Annotated in this window: 28 protein-coding genes; 23 read left to right on the forward strand and 5 right to left on the reverse strand. The window is 32.8% G+C overall.

What is annotated here, in order from left to right; all coding sequences use genetic code 11:
- The first annotated feature begins 69 nt into the window (after positions 1-69).
- From ACUN3A_RS02335 to ACUN3A_RS02395, 13 genes are all read left to right on the forward strand, one after another.
- Positions 70-1,470 carry an anthranilate synthase component I family protein gene (locus ACUN3A_RS02335; RefSeq protein WP_445549742.1) on the forward strand — a complete coding sequence of 467 codons (1,401 nt, stop codon included), beginning with the start codon at positions 70-72 and terminating at the stop codon, positions 1,468-1,470.
- Between the two features lie 93 nt (positions 1,471-1,563).
- A complete protein-coding gene (locus ACUN3A_RS02340) occupies positions 1,564-2,130 on the forward strand; it encodes an anthranilate synthase component II (protein WP_445549743.1) in 567 nt (188 codons plus the stop codon).
- A gap of 78 nt (positions 2,131-2,208) precedes the next feature.
- A complete protein-coding gene (locus ACUN3A_RS02345; protein ID WP_445549744.1) occupies positions 2,209-3,048 on the forward strand; it encodes a c-type cytochrome in 840 nt (279 codons plus the stop codon).
- A gap of 67 nt (positions 3,049-3,115) precedes the next feature.
- Complete coding sequence (locus ACUN3A_RS02350; protein WP_445549745.1) at positions 3,116-3,523, forward strand: GNAT family N-acetyltransferase; 408 nt, start codon at positions 3,116-3,118, stop codon at positions 3,521-3,523.
- 52 nt (positions 3,524-3,575) lie between these two features.
- Positions 3,576-4,568: an anthranilate phosphoribosyltransferase gene (trpD, locus tag ACUN3A_RS02355; protein ID WP_445549746.1), complete on the forward strand. Its 993-nt coding sequence runs from the start codon at positions 3,576-3,578 to the stop codon at positions 4,566-4,568.
- Positions 4,569-4,635: 67 nt separating this feature from the next.
- Positions 4,636-5,415 (forward strand): indole-3-glycerol phosphate synthase TrpC, encoded by a 780-nt coding sequence (gene trpC, locus ACUN3A_RS02360; RefSeq protein WP_445549747.1) that lies wholly within the window; start codon positions 4,636-4,638, stop codon positions 5,413-5,415.
- A 96-nt stretch (positions 5,416-5,511) separates the two neighbouring features.
- Complete coding sequence (locus tag ACUN3A_RS02365) at positions 5,512-6,147, forward strand: phosphoribosylanthranilate isomerase (RefSeq protein WP_445549748.1); 636 nt, start codon at positions 5,512-5,514, stop codon at positions 6,145-6,147.
- Between the two features lie 20 nt (positions 6,148-6,167).
- Positions 6,168-7,349 carry a tryptophan synthase subunit beta gene (trpB, locus tag ACUN3A_RS02370; protein WP_445549749.1) on the forward strand — a complete coding sequence of 394 codons (1,182 nt, stop codon included), beginning with the start codon at positions 6,168-6,170 and terminating at the stop codon, positions 7,347-7,349.
- A gap of 143 nt (positions 7,350-7,492) precedes the next feature.
- Positions 7,493-7,813: a gamma-glutamylcyclotransferase family protein gene (locus tag ACUN3A_RS02375; RefSeq protein ID WP_445549750.1), complete on the forward strand. Its 321-nt coding sequence runs from the start codon at positions 7,493-7,495 to the stop codon at positions 7,811-7,813.
- A 52-nt stretch (positions 7,814-7,865) separates the two neighbouring features.
- Entirely contained in the window at positions 7,866-8,627 is a 762-nt protein-coding gene (trpA, locus tag ACUN3A_RS02380; RefSeq protein WP_445549751.1) for a tryptophan synthase subunit alpha, read from the forward strand.
- 222 nt (positions 8,628-8,849) lie between these two features.
- The gene (locus tag ACUN3A_RS02385; protein WP_445549752.1) at positions 8,850-9,347 is read left to right on the forward strand and encodes a low affinity iron permease family protein; all 498 of its coding nucleotides are present in this window, start codon (positions 8,850-8,852) and stop codon (positions 9,345-9,347) included.
- Positions 9,348-9,642: 295 nt separating this feature from the next.
- Positions 9,643-10,422 carry a polysaccharide deacetylase family protein gene (locus ACUN3A_RS02390; protein ID WP_445549753.1) on the forward strand — a complete coding sequence of 260 codons (780 nt, stop codon included), beginning with the start codon at positions 9,643-9,645 and terminating at the stop codon, positions 10,420-10,422.
- A gap of 84 nt (positions 10,423-10,506) precedes the next feature.
- Positions 10,507-10,965, forward strand: a complete 459-nt coding sequence (locus tag ACUN3A_RS02395) for a GNAT family N-acetyltransferase (protein ID WP_445549754.1) — start codon at positions 10,507-10,509, stop codon at positions 10,963-10,965.
- Between the two features lie 68 nt (positions 10,966-11,033).
- Here the strand turns inward: ACUN3A_RS02395 and ACUN3A_RS02400 are convergent, their stop codons facing one another.
- Positions 11,034-11,816 (reverse strand): sulfite exporter TauE/SafE family protein, encoded by a 783-nt coding sequence (locus tag ACUN3A_RS02400; RefSeq protein WP_445549755.1) that lies wholly within the window; start codon positions 11,814-11,816, stop codon positions 11,034-11,036.
- Positions 11,817-12,276: 460 nt separating this feature from the next.
- On the opposite strand from ACUN3A_RS02400, the gene rlmH reads away from it, so the two are divergent.
- Positions 12,277-12,750: a 23S rRNA (pseudouridine(1915)-N(3))-methyltransferase RlmH gene (rlmH, locus tag ACUN3A_RS02405; protein ID WP_445549756.1), complete on the forward strand. Its 474-nt coding sequence runs from the start codon at positions 12,277-12,279 to the stop codon at positions 12,748-12,750.
- A 44-nt stretch (positions 12,751-12,794) separates the two neighbouring features.
- Here the strand turns inward: rlmH and ACUN3A_RS02410 are convergent, their stop codons facing one another.
- Positions 12,795-13,427 carry a hypothetical protein gene (locus ACUN3A_RS02410; protein ID WP_445549757.1) on the reverse strand — a complete coding sequence of 211 codons (633 nt, stop codon included), beginning with the start codon at positions 13,425-13,427 and terminating at the stop codon, positions 12,795-12,797.
- 2 nt (positions 13,428-13,429) lie between these two features.
- Entirely contained in the window at positions 13,430-14,245 is an 816-nt protein-coding gene (gene folP, locus ACUN3A_RS02415) for a dihydropteroate synthase (RefSeq protein WP_445549758.1), read from the reverse strand.
- A gap of 85 nt (positions 14,246-14,330) precedes the next feature.
- On the opposite strand from folP, the gene ACUN3A_RS02420 reads away from it, so the two are divergent.
- The 6 genes from ACUN3A_RS02420 to ACUN3A_RS02445 all read left to right on the forward strand — a co-directional run bounded on the left by ACUN3A_RS02420 (position 14,331) and on the right by ACUN3A_RS02445 (position 19,077).
- Entirely contained in the window at positions 14,331-14,870 is a 540-nt protein-coding gene (locus ACUN3A_RS02420; RefSeq protein ID WP_445549759.1) for a DUF1599 domain-containing protein, read from the forward strand.
- A gap of 131 nt (positions 14,871-15,001) precedes the next feature.
- Entirely contained in the window at positions 15,002-16,102 is a 1,101-nt protein-coding gene (locus tag ACUN3A_RS02425; RefSeq protein WP_445549760.1) for a BT_3928 family protein, read from the forward strand.
- Between the two features lie 203 nt (positions 16,103-16,305).
- Complete coding sequence (locus ACUN3A_RS02430) at positions 16,306-16,815, forward strand: TlpA family protein disulfide reductase (RefSeq protein ID WP_445549761.1); 510 nt, start codon at positions 16,306-16,308, stop codon at positions 16,813-16,815.
- A gap of 27 nt (positions 16,816-16,842) precedes the next feature.
- On the forward strand, positions 16,843-17,595 hold the full coding sequence (tpiA, locus tag ACUN3A_RS02435) for a triose-phosphate isomerase (RefSeq protein ID WP_445549762.1): 753 nt from the start codon (positions 16,843-16,845) through the stop codon (positions 17,593-17,595).
- A gap of 330 nt (positions 17,596-17,925) precedes the next feature.
- A complete protein-coding gene (gene prmA / locus ACUN3A_RS02440; protein ID WP_445549763.1) occupies positions 17,926-18,759 on the forward strand; it encodes a 50S ribosomal protein L11 methyltransferase in 834 nt (277 codons plus the stop codon).
- Positions 18,760-18,801: 42 nt separating this feature from the next.
- Positions 18,802-19,077: an ATP-dependent Clp protease adaptor ClpS gene (locus ACUN3A_RS02445; RefSeq protein WP_445549764.1), complete on the forward strand. Its 276-nt coding sequence runs from the start codon at positions 18,802-18,804 to the stop codon at positions 19,075-19,077.
- A gap of 106 nt (positions 19,078-19,183) precedes the next feature.
- Here the strand turns inward: ACUN3A_RS02445 and ACUN3A_RS02450 are convergent, their stop codons facing one another.
- The gene (locus tag ACUN3A_RS02450; protein ID WP_445549765.1) at positions 19,184-19,597 is read right to left on the reverse strand and encodes a DUF6691 family protein; all 414 of its coding nucleotides are present in this window, start codon (positions 19,595-19,597) and stop codon (positions 19,184-19,186) included.
- Between the two features lie 3 nt (positions 19,598-19,600).
- Complete coding sequence (locus ACUN3A_RS02455; RefSeq protein WP_445549766.1) at positions 19,601-20,158, reverse strand: YeeE/YedE family protein; 558 nt, start codon at positions 20,156-20,158, stop codon at positions 19,601-19,603.
- A gap of 147 nt (positions 20,159-20,305) precedes the next feature.
- Between ACUN3A_RS02455 and ACUN3A_RS02460 the strand changes: the two genes are divergently transcribed.
- The 3 genes from ACUN3A_RS02460 (at position 20,306) to ACUN3A_RS02470 (ending at position 22,481) form a co-directional block, all read left to right on the forward strand.
- Entirely contained in the window at positions 20,306-20,755 is a 450-nt protein-coding gene (locus ACUN3A_RS02460) for a 2-dehydro-3-deoxyphosphooctonate aldolase (protein WP_445549767.1), read from the forward strand.
- A gap of 200 nt (positions 20,756-20,955) precedes the next feature.
- Positions 20,956-21,333, forward strand: coding sequence for a PH domain-containing protein (locus ACUN3A_RS02465; RefSeq protein WP_445549768.1), 378 nt, complete (start codon positions 20,956-20,958; stop codon positions 21,331-21,333).
- Positions 21,334-21,467: 134 nt separating this feature from the next.
- Complete coding sequence (locus ACUN3A_RS02470) at positions 21,468-22,481, forward strand: dipeptide epimerase (RefSeq protein WP_445549769.1); 1,014 nt, start codon at positions 21,468-21,470, stop codon at positions 22,479-22,481.
- Position 22,482: the final 1 nt, after the last annotated feature.

A 22,482-nucleotide genomic window follows, 5' to 3' on the forward strand; every position in this document is an offset into this window, starting at 1 on the left:
CACGACAAGCCTTTTTTTTATTTCAAAATAAAGCCAAAAATTAAAAAATCATCAAAGCAATATAAAAATATGCAAACCTATAAACTACAAACCAATTACAAACAAATACTAGCCGATACAATAACACCGGTAAGTATTTATTTCAAAATCAGAGATAAATTCCCGAATAGCTTATTATTAGAAAGTAGTGATTATCATGGAAACGACAACAGCTTTTCGTATGTATGCTGTAATCCAATTGCATCTATAAAAATTGAAAACGAAACTATTTTTAAAACTTTTCCTGACGGAAGCACTGAAGAAATTTCAATCGATTCAAACACCGATGTTCCTCAAGTAATTCAGGAATTTTCAGGACAATTCAAATCCGATAAAACGGAGTTCAAATTCATTAACAACGGATTGTTTGGTTACATTTCTTATGATGCCGTTCGTTATTTCGAAAAAGTAACAATTGCCAAAAAAGATGAGGAGACCACTATTCCTGATATGTATTATGCAGTGTACCAAAATATAATTGCTATTAACCACTTCAAAAACGAAGCTTATATTTTCTGTCACAGCGTGGATGGAAGAAACAATATTTCGGAAATTGAACAATTATTGCAGTCCAGAAACATTGCTTCTTATAAATTTTCAAGAGAAGGAGAAGGTGTTTCTAACTTAACTGACGAAGAATTCAAACACAATGTTGCTTTAGCCAAAAAACATTGTCATAGAGGAGATGTATTTCAATTAGTATTATCCCGTCGATTTTCACAAAAATTCAAAGGTGACGAATTCAATGTTTACAGAGCATTAAGAAGCATCAATCCATCCCCTTACCTATTCTTTTTTGATTATGGCGATTTCAAAATATTTGGTTCTTCACCCGAAGCTCAAATTATCGTAAAAAACCGCAAAGCTGAAATTCATCCTATTGCTGGAACTTTCAGACGAACTGGAGATGATGAAAAAGATGCCGTTCTTGCTAAAAAATTATCGGAAGATAAAAAAGAGAACAGCGAACATGTAATGTTGGTTGACTTGGCTCGAAATGATTTAAGCCGTCACGGTCATGGTGTAGAAGTAGAAAGATACAGAGAAGTTCAGTATTTCTCTCATGTGATCCATTTGGTTTCTAAAGTAACTGGGCATTTACATGAAAAAGCGACAACTATGCAGGTCGTTGCCGATACTTTCCCTGCTGGAACTTTAAGTGGTGCTCCTAAACACAGAGCGATGCAATTAATAGAAGATTACGAAAAAACCAACCGTAATTTTTATGGTGGCGCTATTGGTTTCATGGATTTTGAAGGTAACTTTAATCACGCCATTATGATTCGAACATTCTTGAGTAAAAACCACCAATTGCATTGCCAAGCTGGTGCAGGAATTGTAGCCGATTCAAGCGAAGAAAGCGAAATGCAGGAGGTTTACAATAAATTATTGGCTCTGAACAAAGCATTAGATTTAGCTGAAACAATATAAAGAATTTAAAGATTTAAATAATTTAAGAATTTAAAGATTGCCGAAACATTAGAATTTTTCAATCTTTAAATCTTTCAATTTTTCAATAAAAACATGAAAAAAATATTAGTTATAGACAATTACGATAGTTTCACTTATAATTTGGTACACTATCTGGAAGATTTAGATTGCGAAGTAACCGTTTACAGAAACGATGAATTTGATATTGATGAAATCTCAGGTTTCGACAAAATTTTACTTTCTCCAGGACCTGGAATTCCAGATGAAGCAGGGTTATTGAAAGCAGTAATTGCAAAATACGCACCAACCAAAAGTATTTTCGGAGTGTGTCTTGGACAACAAGCTATTGGAGAAGTTTTTGGAGGAACCCTTTCTAATTTGGATAAAGTATATCATGGCGTAGCTACTTTAGTAAAAAGCGTAGTTGATGATGAATTATTATTTGAAGGATTAGGAAACGAATTTGAAGTAGGTCGTTACCATTCTTGGGTAGTAAATACTGATTTACCAGATGTTTTGGAAGCCACTTCTTTTGACGAAAATGGTCAAGTAATGTCTTTAAGACACAAAACATTCGACGTAAGAGGCGTACAATTTCATCCTGAAAGTGTTTTGACTCCAAATGGAAAAAAGATGTTAGAAAACTGGGTAAATTCGTAATCGTAGAGACGTTGCAGTGCAACGTCTCTACACATTGCTAGGTCTCTACCGCAACGCATATACATTGTGATTAAAAAAATGAAAATAGTCAAAATACATAGTATCCTTTTTTGTGTATTTATTTTAGGCTTTATTTCTTGTAATCAGAAGAAAGAGCAAAAAATAGAGCAGACAGTTAATGCCCAAGCTGAAATTATTTTGGATTTATTGGATTTGCAAAAAAAGAATAAATTAGGAAAAGACACTTTAGTAATTGTTGAAAATGATCCTGTTTATCATAAGACAAAAAAATATTTGGCTGTAAACGCATCAGCAATTGTAAAAAAGGAGATTGATTTATCAAAAGTTGATATAAAAAACACATTAATAGTTTTTGAATGTATCGACGGTTATAAACCAGAAATGCCTCTTGAATTGTTTTTAAAAGCCAAACCGTATTTGGCTTTTAAAGATATTGACGCAGCAAAAGGTTCTAATTGGGAAAGAATTATCAAAGATGGAAATGAGATGAATGCAGATCCTTTTTATTTGGTTTACACATCAGTTCCAACAGATAATCAGGAATACAAATGGCCCTACAATGTTATCAAATTTCAATTAGTTTCAAAAAACATAAATAATGCTTTGAAGCCAATAGATGATGAAAAAGTAACAAAAGGTTTTGTATTATATCAAAAACAATGTATTACCTGTCATGCCATAAACGGAATTGGAGGAGAAATGGGACCGGAATTAAATTATCCCAAAAGTGTGACTGAGTATTGGAAAGAAAACGAATTGGTTGATTATATCGTGAATCCGGCATCTTTTAGAAACAAAGTAAAAATGCCGACATTGGGAATCACAAAACAGCAGTCTCAGGAAATTGTTGATTATTTAAAATATATGTCAGAACATAAAAAAGTGAATAGTAATTAGTGATAAGTCACAGTTTTAATTTAAAAATAAAAACTCAGTATCTTAGAAACTTAGCATCTTAAAAAAAATGAACATTACAATTTCCGAAACTAAAGACATAAATATTGATGATATATTAGTCCTTTACAAAGCAAATGAATGGAGTTCGGCTGAGAAACCAACGCAATTGTACAATGGATTATTGAATTCTGAAACACTAATTACCGCTTGGGAAGACAATAAATTGGTTGGACTTGGAAATGCAATTTCTGATGGACATTTAACGGTGTATTACCCGCATTTATTAGTCCTTCCTGAATATCAAGGAAAAGGAATTGGAAAAATGATTGTTGACAAAATGCAGGAGAAATACAGTCACTTTCACATGCAAATGCTGACTGCCGATGGGAAATCAATTGATTTTTATAAAAAAAATGGTTTTGAACGCGCCGGTAATACAGAACCAATGTGGATTTATTCTGGAAACGAACATTAAAAATGTAGTAGAGACGTTGCAATGCAACGTCTCTACGTAAACAAATAAAAAAATGAAAAACATATTAAATAGACTAATCAACCACGAAATTCTCACAAAGGAAGAAGCCAAAAATGTATTGGTAAATATCTCTAGTGGAAGCTATAATCCAAGTCAGATTTCGGCATTTTTAACGGTATATATGATGCGAAGCATCAGTATCGAAGAATTGGCTGGATTTAGAGAAGCTCTTTTAGAACTATGCATTCGAATGGACTTGTCAAATTACAATACCATCGATTTATGTGGAACTGGAGGAGACGGAAAAGACACTTTTAATATTTCGACATTAGCCTCTTTTGTTGCCGCAGGAGCAGGAATAAAAGTAGCAAAACATGGAAATTACGGGGTTTCTTCTATTTCTGGTTCTAGTAACGTGATGGAAAAGCTGGGCATTAAATTCAGCAATGATAATGATTTTATAGAAAAATGTATTGATCAAGCTGGGATTGCCATTTTACACGCGCCTTTGTTTCACCCTGCTATGAAAAACGTTGGACCAATTCGAAAAGAACTGGGAGTAAAAACCTTTTTCAATATGTTAGGACCAATGGTAAATCCATCATTTCCCCAAAACCAATTGGTAGGGGTTTTTAATCTTGAACTGGCTAGAATGTATGGGTATTTATATCAAAACACTCCAGTCAATTTTACAATTTTACATTCACTTGATGGTTATGATGAAGTATCTTTGACATGCCCAACTAAAATTATTACCCGTACTAAAGAAGGCATACTAAATCCATCTGATTTTGGCGTTCGACAATTACAGGAAAATGAAATCGAAGGAGGAAAAACCATCGATGAATCGGCTGAGATGTTTATAAATATCATTTCAGGAAAAGGAACTGAAGCTCAAAACAATGTAGTTTGTGCCAATGCAGCAATGGCAATTGCTACCGTAAATGGATGTACTCCAATAGAAGGTTTTGAATTAGCTAAAGAAAGCTTACTTTCGGGAAAAGGATTGACAGCTTTAAATAAATTACAAGAATTAAGTAGATAAAAACAAACACAAATTTCACGAATTAGCACGAATTATTTTTTTGTGATTTTGTGGCAAAATAAAAAAAATGAATATTTTAGATAAAATCATAGTTGACAAAAAAAGAGAAGTTATCCTCAAGAAATCCATCATTCCAGTTTCACAATTGGAAGCTTCTGTCTTCTTTGGAAAAAAGACGATTTCTTTAAGTCAAAATTTAAGGAACAGTAACACAGGAATCATTGCCGAACACAAACGTCGTTCGCCTTCAAAGTCAATTATCAATCAAAATTTTACGGTTGAGGAAGTAGTAAAAGGATACGAAGATGCAGGCGCTTGTGGAATTTCAGTTCTTACAGATGGTAAATATTTTGGTGGTTCATTAGATGATTTACTTTTGGCCAGAGCCTCAGTAAATATTCCGCTTTTACGAAAAGAATTCATTGTAGACGAATACCAAATCCTTGAAGCCAAAGCACACGGAGCCGATTTGATCTTATTAATCGCAGCAGTTTTAACTCGCGAGGAAATCAAATCATTATCCGAATTTGCAAAAAGTTTAGGATTAGAAGTCTTATTGGAAGTTCATAATCAAGAAGAATTAGAAAAATCAATCATGCCAACATTGGACATGATTGGAGTAAACAATAGAAATCTAAAAACTTTCGAAGTAAGCCTTGATTTCAGCAAACAATTAGCTGACCAAATTCCGAATGATTTTGTAAAAGTTTCCGAAAGTGGCATTTCATCAATTGAAGCTATCAACGAACTTAAACCTTACGGATACAAAGGCTTCTTGATCGGAGAAAATTTCATGAAAACCGATAATGCAGGTAAAGCAGCAACGGAATTTATTAGACAGCTATAGGCTATAGGCTGTAAGCAATAAGCACAAAGAATAACAGCTTAAAGCCTAAAGCTTAAAGCTTAAAGCAAAAAAAAAATGAAACTCAAAATCTGCGGAATGAAATACCCCGACAATATGCTCGAAGTAGGCTCGCTCCTACCCGATTATATGGGCTTTATATTCTGGGAAAAATCGGCACGTTATTTTGATGGAACAATGCCAGATTTACCAAAATCAATAAAAAAAACAGGAGTTTTTGTAAATGAAAGTATTTCTGTTATTGAAGAAAAAATTGCTAAATACGATTTGCAGGCCGTTCAATTACACGGTCAAGAATCAGTTGCGTTTTGTTCAGAATTAAAAACTAAATTAGCGGCTTCAATTGAAATTATCAAAGTCTTTTCGGCAGACGAGAATTTTGATTTCAGTGTTTTAGAGCCTTATGAATCCGTTTGCGATTATTTCCTTTTTGACACCAAAGGAAAATTACCAGGAGGCAATGGAACCACTTTCGATTGGAAAATATTAGAAAAGTATCCATCCACAAAACCATTCTTCCTTAGCGGCGGAATCGGGATTGCCGAATTGGATTCGATAAACGAAATATCAAAAACCAATTTACCCATTTATGCAATAGATATAAATAGTAAATTTGAAATTGAACCAGGATTAAAAAACGTACAATTATGTAGAGACGTTGCACTGCAACGTCTAAACGCAACAACAAACGCAACGAATAAGACGTTGCAGTGAAAACAATAAAAAAATATAAAATGTCATACAACGTTAACGAAAAAGGCTATTACGGTGAATTTGGAGGAGCCTACATTCCCGAAATGTTATACCCAAATGTAGAAGAATTACGTCAAAAATATTTAGAAATCACAGCCGAACCTGAGTTTAAAGCAGAGTTTGACCAACTTCTAAAAGATTACGTAGGCCGTCCTAGTCCTCTATATTTTGCTAAAAGACTATCTGAAAAATATAATACCAAAATCTATCTCAAAAGAGAGGATTTAAATCATACTGGTGCACATAAAGTCAACAATACTATTGGACAAATATTAGTAGCTAAAAAACTAGGCAAAAAACGTATCATTGCTGAAACAGGTGCAGGGCAACATGGAGTGGCAACAGCAACTGTTTGCGCTTTGATGGGTATGGAATGCATTGTGTACATGGGTGAAATCGACATTGCTCGTCAAGCTCCAAACGTAGCCCGTATGAAAATGCTAGGTGCCGAAGTTCGTCCAGCGCTTTCGGGTTCAAGAACTTTAAAAGATGCTACCAACGAAGCTATCCGCGATTGGATCAACAATCCTGTAGATACGCATTATATCATCGGATCTGCTATTGGACCTCATCCTTATCCAGACATGGTAACTCGTTTTCAAAGCATCATTTCCGAGGAAATTAAATGGCAGTTAAAAGAGAAAGAAGGTCGTGAAAACCCAGATTATGTTGTTGCATGTATCGGTGGTGGTAGCAACGCTGCAGGAACTTATTACCACTTTTTACACGAGCCTGAAGTTGGAATCATTGCTGTCGAAGCTGCTGGAAAAGGCGTTAACAGTGGTCATAGCGCGGCCACCAGTAAACTAGGAAAAGTGGGCGTTATTCACGGTTGCAAAACCCTATTAATGCAAACTCCTGATGGTCAAATTACTGAGCCCTATTCGATTTCAGCAGGTCTGGATTACCCAGGTGTTGGTCCTATGCACGCCCATTTGGCAACAAGCGGTCGTGGCGAATTCTTTTCAGTAACCGATGACGAAGCCATGAATGCCGGTTTACAGCTTACCAAATTAGAAGGTATCATTCCGGCCATCGAAAGCGCACATGCTTTTGCCGTTTTAGATCAGAAAAAATTCAAACCAACAGATATTGTGGTAATTAGTCTTTCAGGTCGTGGTGACAAAGATTTAGACAATTACATCGATTATTTCAAATTGTAACATAATAATTTGGGCGTTCCCCAAGGGTCGGGCTGTACGTTCCCGCTTCCCGATGAAAAATCGGGAGAGCTCCACTGCCATCCCTAACGCGCATTCGAAATAAGCATCAAAATTTAGTTTATTAACATTTCAAAATAGATTCTATGCAAAAATTATTCGCTTACGGTACCTTACAACATGAGGATGTACAACAAGAACTTTTTGGACGTATTCTTACGGGAACACCAGAAATATTAGTAGGTTATGAACTAAATGAAATACAAATCGAAGAAGAATTTGGAATTGTGCACTACCCTATTATTAAAGAAACCGAAAACTCGAATGATACGATTAGTGGAACCTTATACGAAGTGACACAAAATGAACTTCGCCAAACTGATCTATACGAAGGATTGCATTACAAACGTGTAGAAGTACATTTGCAATCCAATCAAAATGCGTGGGCGTATAGTGCCGCAATTTAAATTTTAAAAAGAACTAGAGGATTTTAAAATCCAAAGATAAAATACTTTAAAAATGAACCGAATAAGTCAAAAATTACAAGAAGACAAAAAGATACTTTCCATCTATTTTTCAGCTGGATACCCCAACTTAAATGATACCGTACAAATCATCCAGGATTTAGAAAAAAATGGTGTCGACATGATCGAAATAGGATTACCATTCAGCGATCCATTGGCTGATGGACCAACCATTCAAGCTAGTTCTACAACCGCTTTGCAAAACGGAATGACCACTCAAATTTTATTTGACCAACTAAAAGACATTCGCAAAAGCGTAAACATTCCACTAGTGATTATGGGGTATTTCAACCCAATGTTACAATATGGCGTAGAAAATTTCTGCAAGAAATGTGCAGAAATTGGTATTGATGGCTTAATCATTCCAGACCTTCCCGTAGATGTTTATGCTGATGAATACAAAGCTACTTTCGATAAATACGGATTAATCAATGTATTCCTGATTACACCACAAACTTCAGACGAGCGCATTCGTTTTATTGACAGTGTTTCCAGCGGGTTCATTTACATGGTAAGCTCTGCAAGTGTAACTGGTTCACAATCTGGTTTTGGAAGCACTCAAGAAGATTATTTCAAACGCATTGCCGATATGAATCTAAAAAATCCTCAAATCATTGGCTTCGGTATCAATAATGCCGAAACTTTCAATCAAGCCACTCAATATGCCAAAGGAGCTATTATTGGTAGTGCTTTTATCACGCATTTAAAAGAAAATGGAACTGGAAAGATTGATACTTTTGTAAAAGCAATTCGATAAATAATATTGTTATATAAAAAGCAAACGGCGTTTAAAAAATTTTAAGCGCCGTTTTTTTTATCACAAATCAGACAACCCCTTAAATAACCTTTTATCTATTTATGTTTAAAAACTCAATGCAAATTATATAAATACTCTTCAAAGTTGTGTAATAAGATATTAAAATTACAGAGTTAACTTTCAGTATTAAAATAAATACTACTAAACAAAAAAGGTGTTCAAATGAAAAGTAAAAAACAGAATCAAAATAGCGCATTCGAAAAATTTGCCTTACATGTTTCAAAAGCATCAGGGAGCACAACTGCATTTATAACAGCCTTTTTAATTGTTGTGGTTTGGGCAATTTCTGGACCTTTTTTTAATTATTCTGAAACTTGGCAATTAGTTATCAATACAGGAACAACCATTATTACTTTTTTAATGGTGTTTTTAATTCAGAAAGCGCAAAACAAAGACTCTCTTGCTATTCAATTAAAATTAAATGAATTGGTGGCTTCAAATGAGTATTCCAGCAACAGTCTTGTTGATATCGAAAGTATGACCGAAGAAGAAATGATTATTGTTCAAAAATATTATCACAGACTTAGTGAACTCGCTAAAAAAGAAGAAAGCATAAGAACATCACATTCAATTGCAGAAGCACATCAACAACACGAAAGAAAAGGTAAAAACAGAAGCAAAATACATGCTAAAAATAGTCCCAAAAACAAACCTCAATAGCCGATTTAAAATTGGCACTTTCATTTATTTTCTCGTGTGAACTTATGTAACATCACAAATACTACAATCGTAAAAAACACGAACATCAGACAGCGTTTAATCTAGATTCAAAAAAGAGACTAAACGCTTTTTTGTGTTTTTAAATTATAATTCTTTTTATTTTTAAAAGAAGTGCTTTTTTATGCGACAATCTTTTATATTTACGAACTAACAACTAATGCATTTTAGAAACTAAATACGTTTTTAGATACGCTCACATTCGCAAAACCTTATTCCGAAAACGTAAAAATAAAATTTGAAAACAAATAAATACCTTTTATTACTATTAGCCATAATATTGTTTTCTTGTAGCGAAAATGACGATATTCCAATTGAACAAACAGATCAACAAACAAATTCACAATCAGGTGTCGTTATCACTTTTGATGATGATTATGTAGATCAATGGTATGAAGTAGACAAAATTTTAAAACCTTACGATTGGAAAGCAACTTTTTTTATCTCAAAATTTGATCAATTAACTGCTGAACAAATTCAAAAACTAAAAGATTTTAAAAAAGAAGGGTATGAAATTGGTGCACATGGATTAAATCACTTAAATGCTCCAAAATATATTTACGAAAATGGGACAGATGAATATGTTAATCGGGAAATTACACCCATGCTTACATTAATGGACAAAAATGATTTATCACCTACTTCATTTGCTTATCCATATGGTGCGAGAGATTCCGCAACTGATAACACATTACTAAATAAATTTCAAATCATTCGCGGAACCACTTATGATGACTTGAGTCCAGAAAAATATAAATATTACTACAATAACAACAGGTTAGTATTTGGATTAGGCCTTGATCAGAATTACTCTCATTATACTAATTATTATTTATCACTCTTAGAATATGCCAAAAACAACAACAAAATAGTCGTTTTTTATGCTCATAAACCAGTAATGAATGTTCAAAATGATTACGAAACCGAATACAAAAGATTAATTGATATATGCGAATATGTTCATAAAAACAAAATGAAGTTTTATAAAATATCCGAATTATATAACTTAGCTAATTGAAGATTGATAGAATAAAAACAAAAATGTATACAACTGCATTCTGCCTACATAAGCAAAATTAAATCTGCCAAATGACAATCAAACATGCTAAACATAAAGAGAACAACTGCCGAGGATAAAGACTTTAAAAAATTAGTCGTTTTGCTTGATAAAGATTTAGCAATAAGAGATGGCGAAGACCATGCTTTTTATGCTCAATTCGATAAATTAGAAAAAATCAATCATGTTGTTGTATGTTATCAGAATGATGTTGCGATTGGCTGTGGCGCTTTTAAGCAATTTTATTCCGATACTGTGGAAATCAAAAGAATGTTTGTTGATCCTGATCATAGAGGTAAAGGAATAGCCAGTAAAGTTTTGGCAGCATTGGAAACTTGGGCAACTGAATTCAATTATAAAAATTGTGTTTTAGAAACCGGGAAAAATAATCCAGTCGCCATTGCTTTATACCAAAAATCAGGTTATGATATAATTCCCAATTATGATCAATATGAAAATATAGAAACCAGTGTTTGCTTAAAAAAACATTTAACAAACATCTAATTCTACTCTATTATAATCATAAAAACCACAAACCACTAAAAAGCATTATTCCGATTTTCAAGAAAATACTAGCTAATTAATTTGAAACCAACAAAAAACAGCATTATAGCGATGGCATTTCTAAGTAATAAATCAGGTAGTTTCCCACTCAACATACTTCCCATGTAGATTCCTGGAAGCGATCCAATTAATAATTGCCCAAGAATGGTTAAATCTAAATTCCCCATCGAAGCATGTCCTAATCCAGCAATAAGTGTTAATGGTACAGCATGAGCAATTTCGGTACCAACCAAACGAGGAGTTGGTAAAAGTGGGTACAAGAAAAATAGGGTAACAGTACCTAAAGCTCCAGCTCCAATAGAAGTTAACGTTACTGTTGCACCTAGCATAACACCAATTGCAATAGTCAATAAATTTTGTGTGTTACTTTCGTTATGAAATTTGTCTCCTGAGTGTCTTTGAGATAAAACCAATAATTTCTTTTTAAACAAAATAGCTACCGAAGTAAAAACTAAAGCCCAGCCCAAACTGTACTTTATGACATTATTCAAAGCGGTTGTATCTACTTTTAAACTGTGAAGAATCCACAAAGTAATTAATGCCGCAGGAACACTTCCTAGTGAAAGCCATCCCGTAATTTTCCAATTAATATTTTTCTTCTTATTATGAACTAAAATACCTCCAGATTTAGTAATCGCAGCATATAATAAATCAGTTCCAACTGCTGTAGAAGGCGGAATACCAAACCACAATAAAATAGGAGTCATTAATGATCCTCCTCCTACTCCCGTCATTCCAACAATAAAACCAACTAATAATCCTGCAACAATTAAACCTATTTGTAAATCCATAAAAGTGACTATGATTTTTTTTTTGCAAAAATAGAGAAAACTACCGTATTACAGTAATCCTATAATATTAAAGTATCATTCCTAATCGTCCAAACCCGCTACTTTAATCCAAAAAAAAAATATTTTAAATTATGCTTTACACCTCATATAAAGCAATCTATTAACAAAAATATTTCAAATCCGACTAAAACCATAGAAATTATTCAATTTAAGCAATTATTTTTATTGATTCAATAATTAGCCTATGGACTTAATAGACTAAATAACGTTTACAAAAATGTTAAAATAAAAATGTTAAAATAAATATTTGAAGCTTTTTTCTTATTTAAATATAAATAGTTTTCAAAAAAATGCTTAAAATAAATAAAACAATTCATCCATTATCATTTTAAAAAGCAACTATTCGCTATTTCAATCACAAAGTGCTTTTTTGTAACTTCGCACTTTGAAAATAATCCAGATGAATATCAAACTCATAGCAATCGGAAAAACCGACAATAAATCATTACAAACCTTAATTGACGATTATACCAAGCGATTGTCTTTTTATATCAAATTTGATTTGGAAATTATTCCAGATATAAAAAACGTAAAAAACTTATCTGAAAGTCAGCAGAAAGAAAAAGAAGGAGAACTTATTTTATCTAAAATTACGCCTACAGACCAACTTATTTTATTAGATGAAAATGGAAAAACTTTTTCGAGCGTTGCTTTTTCATCCGAATTACAAAAGAAAATGAACTCGGGTGTAAAAACATTAGTTTTTGTAATTGGTGGTCCTTATGGTTTTTCGGATACAGTTTATGCTAAAGCAAATGGCAAAATATCGCTTTCGCTAATGACATTCTCACATCAAATGGTTCGTTTATTTTTTATAGAACAATTGTACCGAGGATTTACTATTTTGAGAAATGAGCCTTATCATCATCAGTAGAATCAGTTAACAGTAAACAGTTTTTAGTAGGCAGTTATCAGAATTTAGTAAATGAATTCTACGTTAGTCAAATTCAAATCAGGTCTCAGAAATTTTAAACTTTGAATAAAAATTTTGTTCTGAATATAAGTTCCGTATGACATTTTTTTATCGAAACAAAAAAGAATTTTATTAGGTTTATCACTTGGCAAACTGTTCAAATAGTTTTGCAGTTCTTTATTTTTAACAATTACATTATTAACTGAAATCGTATTGCTTTTATCAAAAAAGACAATTACTCCAACAGTTGGTTTTTCCATTTTATAATACACTTTCGTGAAAGGCAAAAAAGCTAGATTTTTACCAATAGAATCAGCATACGAATAATAGTTTTCGGCTTTTTCATTTCTGTGTTCCTTTTCCTCACGTTTTTTTTGTTGCAGTTTCATTACCTCAGGAATTACCAACCGCAATGGCAAACGTTTGTCAATATTCAATATCCAATTGGTTGTAATGATACTGTTTTTTCTATTTACTTCGGCCAATGTATCTTTTCCATTCACTCTAAAAAAAATATAAATTGGCGAAAGATCAACCACTTCTTTTACAATAGTTCGATCTGCTTTTGGCAACAAAATATCTTCTTTATTACCACAGGAAACACAAAATAACAATACAATTCCAAACAGATATTTCATCTTTAACTCAATTTATTAAATAAGCGAACACATTCAACTGCTTCTTTCACATCATGAACCCGAAGTATTTTTGCTCCTTTGGTCAAAGCAATTGTATTTAGAAAAGTAGTTCCGTTTAATGCCTTTTCTGCATTTGTATCTAAGGTTTTATAAATCATTGATTTTCTTGAAATCCCAATTAATAATGGTAATTCAAGCATTTGAAATAATTCTAGTTTTTGCATTACTTCAAAATTTTGTTCCAACGTTTTAGCAAAACCAAAACCAGGATCAACAAGTACATCATTTATTCCAAGAGCTCTCACAGCAGCAACTCGTTCCGAAAAGTAGAACAGCATCTCTTTAATAATATCATCATACTGCGTAAAAGTTTGCATGGTTTGTGGCGTTCCTTTCATGTGCATCATAATATAAGGAACCTGAAATTTAGCAATGGTTTCCAGCATTTTTTCATCGAGTTTCCCTGCCGAAATATCATTAATAATAGCAGCTCCGTTTTCGACACAAACCTTTGCTACTCCTGCACGAAAAGTATCAATAGACAAAATAATGTCTGGAAAATGTTTTTGCAACAGATTCACCACAGGAATTATTCTCGAAATTTCTTCTTCTTCAGAAACAAACTCAGCATTTGGTTTACTTGAATATGCTCCGACATCAATAAAAGTGGCGCCTTCATTGAGCATTTTACCCGCTCGTTCCAGCAGTTCATTTTCATTTTTATATTTTCCTCCATCAAAAAAAGAATTTGGGGTTATATTCAAAATCCCCATTACTTTTGGTGTAGATAAATCGATGAGTTGTCCTTTACAGTTCATTTATTTTTTGTTTAAACTTTAAACCTTAAACCTTTTAAAATTTATTCTTATTTTTGAAGCAATTTTATACAAATATACAGCAATAATGAAGAAAACTTCACAAGAATATGACAGCGTAATTACGGTTTGTCGCACACTTTTTATCAATAAAATGAAAGATTACGGCAGTGCTTGGCGTATTTTGAGACTTCCTTCCCTAACCGATCAAATCTTCATAAAAGCCCAAAGAATAAGAAGTTTACAAGAAAATGATATTCGAAAAGTAGACGAAGGTGAAGCTGGAGAATTCATTGGAATTATCAATTATTCGATTATGGCTTTGATTCAATTGGAGCTAGGCGTAGTGGATCAACCCGATTTAGAAGTTGAAAAAGCAACACAATTATACGATGCCAAAGTAGCTTTGACCAAAGAATTAATGGAAAACAAAAACCACGATTATGGAGAAGCATGGCGTGAAATGCGCATAAGTTCGCTAACCGATTTGATTTTACAAAAATTATTGAGAGTGAAACAAATTGAAGACAATAAAGGAAAAACCTTAGTGTCTGAGGGAATTGATGCTAATTATCAGGATATGATTAACTATTCTATTTTTGCTTTGATCTTGATGGACAAAAAATAATTTTAGACTCAAAATCTAAAAATTGGAATTATAATTTTTACCGCAAATTCGCAAATAATCCAATTACAACTATTTTATAATTTGCGAATTTGCGTTGAAAACATTTGACTAAAATCATAAAAAAAACCAAAATGAAAAACATAATCACTCAATTCTCCCGAATTTTTGTTGGAGTCTTGTTCATAATATCAGGTCTAATTAAATTAAACGATCCTATTGGTTTCTCTTATAAATTAGCCGAATACTTTAGCGAACCGGTTTTCAATATGCCATTCTTTGTGCCGTTTTCTTTAGCTATAGCTTTGTTTATAGTAATCTTAGAAGTGGTTTTGGGTGTCATGTTACTTATTGGTTTCAAATCAAAATTAACGATCTGGCTTTTACTGCTTTTAATCATTAAATTCACTTTCTTAACCTTTTATTCAGCCTATTTTGATGTAGTTAAAGATTGTGGCTGTTTTGGAGACGCCTTGCACCTTACGCCATGGCAGTCGTTTACCAAAGATGTTGTTTTATTGTTCTTCATATTGATTCTGTTTATTAATATGAAATTAGTTAAACCTCTTTTCTCCACTAAAATTCAAAATAGTTTAGCGGTATTATCTGTAGTACTATGTGCTTTCATGGGCTATTGGGTAATCAATCACTTGCCTTTAAAAGATTTTCGCGCATTCAAAGTTGGAAATAACATTCAAAAAGGAATGGAAATTCCAGAAGGTGCTCCAAAATCGGTAGTCGAAATGATTTTCATCTACAAAGTAAATGGTGTTGACAAAGAATTTTCAGAGAAAGATTTAGCTAATATTCCTGCTGGTGCGACTTTCGTAGACCGAAAAGACAAAGTAATTACTGAAGGTTACGTCCCTCCTATTCATGATTTTGTAATGGAAAAAGATGGTTCCGATTATAAAGAAGAACTACTTCAAGAACCTAAATTGCTAATGATTGTTGCCTATGATTTGGCTCTTGCCAATGCTGATGGTCTAGCCAAGATGGAATTAGTAAGCAAAAAAGCAGCAGCCAAAGGATACAAAGTAATCGGTATGACAGCTTCGGCTCCTGATGAAATAGCAGCTATCAAAAAACAATATGGAATCACTTTCGATTTTTATTTCTGCGATGCTATTCCGTTAAAAACCATCGAAAGAGCGAATCCAAGTTTTGTGATTCTTGAAAAAGGAACCGTAAAACAAAAAGTACATTATAACGATACCGAAGATTTAGTTTTCTAATTTTTCATTTTTAAACATAACAATCAACCTTGCAGAAAATCCATTTCTCTGCAAGGTTTTTTTTACTTCAAATTTTAAAGACTAAAAAAAAAGATTAACTATAACGATATTGTAATCCTTTTCGAAGATTTTTGACTCAAAAATCCAAAAACTGCTTACCTAGTTTAAAATTCTTTGGTTAACTTTGTGAAAACTTAATTTAAATGAAAAGAATTGCTCTTCTAATTATTGCTTTTGTATCATTTTCTTGTAGCCAAGCTCAAAAAGCTCAGAAAACAGAATTCTCTAAAATAGCGCTTTCTGAAAGTCTATTAACTACAGATGGCAATCAAATTAAATTTCAAGACATCCTAAAAAAGCAAGAAGGAAAAATTACTGTAATAGAAGTTTGGGCTTCTTGGTGTGGCGATTGTGTCAAAGCAATGCCAAAACTAAAAGAACTTCAAGCCAGCAATCCAAACGTTTCCTATGTATTTCTTTCTATGGACAAAACTGCCGATAAATGGAAAGAAGGTATTGAAAAACATCAATTAAAAGGATCACATTTTATGGCAAACGATGGCATGAAAGGCACTTTTGGGACTGCCATTGACTTAGATTGGATTCCAAGATATATCATTATTGACAAAAAAGGAAAAATCGTTGTGTATCGTGCTATCGAAACTGACTTTGAGCAAATCAACGAAACATTAAAAAAATTACAAACAAATTAATTACACAAAACTATAAATACTACAAAAATGAGAAAGAAGATTGTTGCAGGAAACTGGAAAATGCATAAAAATGCTGCACAAACAAAAGAATTATTGAATGAATTGTTAACTCAAATTCCTGCTGAAACAACTGCACAAGTAATTGTTGCACCAACATATATTAACTTAGCTTCAGCGGTAGATAACTTAAAACACTCTAATATATCTGTTGCTGCACAAAATTTACACCAAGCAGAAAGCGGTGCTTTTACAGGCGAAATATCTGCAGATATGATCAAAGGAGTTGGTGTTGATAACGTAATTTTAGGCCATTCTGAGCGTAGAGCTATTTTCCATGAAACTGATGCAATTATCGCAAGTAAAGTAAATACAGCTTTGAAACACGATATGACTGTAATTTTCTGTTTTGGAGAAGAATTAAAAGACCGTCAATCTGGAAATCATTTCAATATTGTTGAAAATCAATTAAAAGATGGTTTATTCCATATCGAAGCTAAAGACTGGGAAAAAGTAATTTTGGCTTATGAGCCAGTTTGGGCTATTGGAACTGGAGAAACTGCTTCGCCAGAGCAAGCACAAGAAATGCACCAATTCATCAGAGAAACAGTTCGTAAAGCTTTTACTAGCGATATCGCCGAAGATGTATCTATCCTTTACGGAGGTAGTGTAAAACCAGACAATGCTAAAGAAATTTTCTCTAAACCAGACGTAGACGGTGGTCTAATCGGTGGAGCTGCTCTTAATGCTAAAGATTTCATTACTATTGTAACGTCTATCTAAAAATACATTTTTTCAATTTCCTAAAGTTGAATTATTCAAAGCTAAAAGGCTATTTCAAATCTATTTTGGAATAGCCTTTTTTTATCAAATATTTGGGCAAGACCCCAACCCGATAAAAGGGCTAAATTCTCATTGCGCATATACGCCCTTTTTCGGGTTGCGGTCGGGCTATACGCACTACTTTGGTAGTTTGCTTCTATCCCTCTTGCGGCTCACAACAACTTCTACTTCAAAAGAAAAAAATCAAGTTAATAAACAAATACGTTAAAATATTTCAAAATTCAAAAAAGGAATGCTCACTATATTGTTACCTTTGCAAAAAAATTAAGCATGTCAAACATTTATATAGGGTATCATTTTACAATCGAACCAAAAGAACTTGGGTCTGAAATATTAATTGCCGAATTAGGAGAAAAAGCCTTTGAAAGCTTTACCGAAACTGAAACTGGAATTTCTGCTTTTGTACAAAAAGATCTTTGGGACGAAATGATCCTGGAAGACATTAATATATTACATTCAGAAGAATTCAAAATCGATTATAGTTTTGAAGAAATCGAACAAGTAAACTGGAACGAAGAATGGGAAAAAAACTTTGAACCTATTGATGTAGAAGGAAATTGCCACGTTCGTGCTCCGTTTCATCCAAAAACAAATGCCGAATATGATATCGTAATTGAACCAAAAATGAGTTTCGGAACAGGTCATCACGAAACAACACATATGATGATTCAACATTTATTAGAAATAGATGTTACTGGAAAGAAAACATTAGACATGGGTTGCGGAACAGCCATTTTAGCTATACTTGCCGAAATGAGAGGTGCTCAGCCAATTGATGCCATCGATATTGACAATTGGTGTTATTTAAACTCAATCGAAAATGCCGAACGCAATAATTGTAAACACATTACCGTTTATGAAGGTGATGCGGCATTATTGAAAGACAAAAAATACGATTTAATCATTGCCAACATCAACAGAAATATTTTGTTGAACGATATGCAAAGTTACGTTGACTGTTTAAATCCAAACGGAACTATATTATTTAGTGGTTTCTACGAAGAAGACATTCCTTATATTGATGCTTCTTGTACAGAAAAAGGTTTAACATATGTTAAAAAGTTTCAAAGAAACAACTGGGCATCATTAAAATACGTAAATTAGTACAACTCTTTATAAAACAATAATGTACAAAAACCTAAAAGCATGAGTACAATAGAAAAAGTAAAAGAAAAAAGAAGAGAGCAGGAAGTTACTGCTATGAACAACGAAATCATAGTATACAATGATGATGTAAACACTTTTGACCACGTTATAGACACACTTGTTCGTATTTGCGACCACACCCCTATTCAAGCAGAACAATGTTCACTTATAGTTCATTACAACGGAAAATGTACTGTAAAAACTGGTGAATATGACAAATTAAAAATACAATGTACAGGCTTATTAGAAGCTGGTTTATCTGCAGAAATTATATAATACAATAAATACCTTTTCCAAAAACGAGGTTACATAAGCCTATTTTAAGAAGTACAATCTTAAGTAGGCTTTTTTATTGCTTATAAATTCACAACTTAAGAAGCTATTAATGAGGTAATTTACTTTTTAAAACACCATAAATAACAGTTCCAATCAGCGCGCCAATAAGTACAAGAATCACTGGTAAAAATCCGGCTCCTATTAATATAAAAATAGGCCCTGGACAAGAACCCACCAAAGCCCAACCTAAACCAAAGGAAATTCCTCCAATCCAATATCTAGCATTTCCTTTTTCTTTATCTTTAATTTCAATAGGAAGCCCTTTTATATCCTTGACATTATTTCTTTTAATAATTTGAATTCCTAAAATTCCAGTAGCAACAGCAACTCCAATGATTCCGTACATGTGGAAAGATTGAAATTGAAACATTTCGTAAATACGATACCATGAAACCGCTTCTGATTTGGTTAATACTATTCCAAAAAGGAATCCAACCAAAAAATATTTTAATATTTTCATAATTTAAAAAAGTAAGGGTAATAAAAAATGTGCCATAATCAATCCGCCGATAAAAAAACCAATTACTGCTTTTAAAGACGGTAATTGCAAATTACTTAATCCGGAAATAGCATGTCCAGAAGTACATCCACCTGCATAACGTGTTCCGAATCCAATCAAAATTCCACCTCCAAGAAGTATCAGAATACTTTTTGGCGATTGCCAAATTTGATCACCAAATAAAGCCTTAGGCATTAATTGACCATTAGGAGCATCAATTCCCATTTGAGAAAGCTGCGCAATTGTTTGTGGATTTATTTCAACATTCGAAGGATCACTCATAAAATGTACCGCCACAAAACCACCAACCATTGCACCAAGCACTACTACAAGATTCCAACGATTGGCTTTCCAATCAAAATCAAAATAGGAAATACGCTTTCCTAATCCTGTCATAGAACATAATGTCTGAAGATTGGTAGACATTCCGAAATTCTTACCAAAATAAATCAGGGTAAGCATCACAATTCCAATTAATAAGCCTGAAATATACCAAGGCCACGTTTGAAAAATTACATTCATAAAAGTTTATTTTTAACAAAGATAAAAAGGATAAAGCATTCCTGATGTGAGAAATGTTACATTTGTAAAAAATAATAATTACAATTTGATTATTTTTGAAATAGTAATTTAACCTTTACAGTAGAATAAATAATTAACTCTATAATCATGAAAAAAACAGTTCTCTTTATTGCCTTACTACTAATCATAACTTCTTGCGGAAGTATTAAGTCTTCTATAAAAAATGTAGATAATACTGCTCCTATGCCAGTTCTTAAAAATGATGCTTTTGTAATTACAGCTTACAGCAAAGACAAAAAATATGGTTATAATAAAGATTACCCAATCAATATCTTTTTTAGAGGTACAAGAAATGATACGATCAACCAAAAATATTTCTTAAATGCTTTGGCAGGTCCAAAAGGCGAAAAAATCACTTATACTAAATTAGAAAACTGTTGTCCATTTCCAACCAAAAATAGTGATACTGGGGCAGGATTTCTTGACGTATACGAATTGAAGTGGGAAGGTCTAAAAAAACCAATTATTTTGTACTTAGATATTTACGAAAGAGGTCAATTAATGGTTCCTGTAGGACTTGGTTTGAAAAAACAATAAAAAAATCAATACAGCTTAGAATTATTTTAAATTCTAATTATTAAAATTCAACTCTTAACTTAATGACATTATATTGAAATATAATTAACCATTTATCAGAACGGAATTACGGCTAAATAGATTTATGATTTTGCAACAAATTACAATGCCACGACAAGTAAATTCTTTAAATTTGAATTTTACAAATTAAAGATAACATCATGGGACTATTTAATGCCATACTTGGCAATGCATCAGAAGTAAATACAGAAAATCTTTCGAAGGAATTTGAACCTTTATTAATTGAAGGTGAGAAAATCGAAAAAGGATATAAAGTCATTAAAGATATGTTTGTTTTCACCAATAAAAGATTGATTTTGGTCGAAAAACAATTGGTAGGAAGCAAAGTAGATTATCTTTCGATTCCATATTCATCTATTAAAAAATTCTCTAAAGAAAGTGCAGGGATCATGGATTTGGATGCTGAATTAAAGATTTGGTTAACTGGTGAAGATGCTCCAATTTCTAAACAATTCGGTAAAGGTGGAAATAATATTAATGAGGTTTACCAAATTCTGAGCCAACATATATTGAAATAAGTCTTAAGAATTAAGTATTAAGTATTAGGATTTCAGAGGAAAGAGTATAGATTTTTGGATTGCGAAATATTGAATTTTACTCTTTCTTCTATATTCTATTCTCTTTTTTCTATTTTTCTAAAAACCCCAACACAATGAAAATAATCATCCGCACTTTTAAACTCCAATTAAAGCACACCTTTACGATTTCGAGAGAATCGCACGATGTACAACCCACATTAATTGTAGAATTGCAAAGTGAGGGTTTTTCGGGTTTTGGAGAAGCTACTTCTAATCCGTATTATAACATTACAGTTGATAGTATGAGAGCCAATTTGGAAGCGATTATTCCGTTTATTGAGACTCATAATGACGAGACTCCTGAGGAATTTTGGGATAGTGCTTCCGTTTATTTGAATAATGATATGTTTGCATTGTGTGCTTTGGATATGGCTTATAATGATTTATACGCTAAGAAGAAAGGCAAAAAACTATATGAGCTTTGGGGAAATTCTCCTTTGCACAATCCAAAAACAGATTACACCATTGGTATTGACAAAATTGACAAAATGGTCATGAAATTAAAAGAAATGCCATGGCCGATTTACAAAATCAAGTTAGGAACCAAAGATGATATTGCAATTGTGACCGAATTACGCAAACATACCGATGCTCGTTTTCGAATTGATGCTAATTGTGGCTGGACAGTTACTGAAACCATTAATAATGCTGTTGCTTTAAAAAAGTTAGGTGTTGAATTCTTGGAACAACCAATGAAAGCCGATCAATGGGCGGCGCATAAAGAAGTTTTCAAACATTCCGTTTTGCCAATTATTGCGGATGAAAGCTGTATCGTAGAAGAAGATGTTGCTAAATGCCATAACCATTTTCACGGAGTAAATGTAAAACTGGTGAAATGTGGTGGACTTACTCCCGCTCGAAGAATGATTTCCGAAGCTAAACACTTTGGCATGAAAACCATGGTAGGTTGTATGACCGAATCTACGGTTGGAATCTCAGCAATTGCGCATTTATTACCGGAGTTAGATTATGTAGATATGGATGGTGCTTTGTTACTATCTGAAGATATCGCTACTGGCGTTACCATAACAGACGGTATCATTCATTATGCTGATTCTAACGGGATAGGAGCTGCTTTAAAAAACTAAA

The organism is Flavobacterium sp. WC2509, from assembly GCF_052683105.1.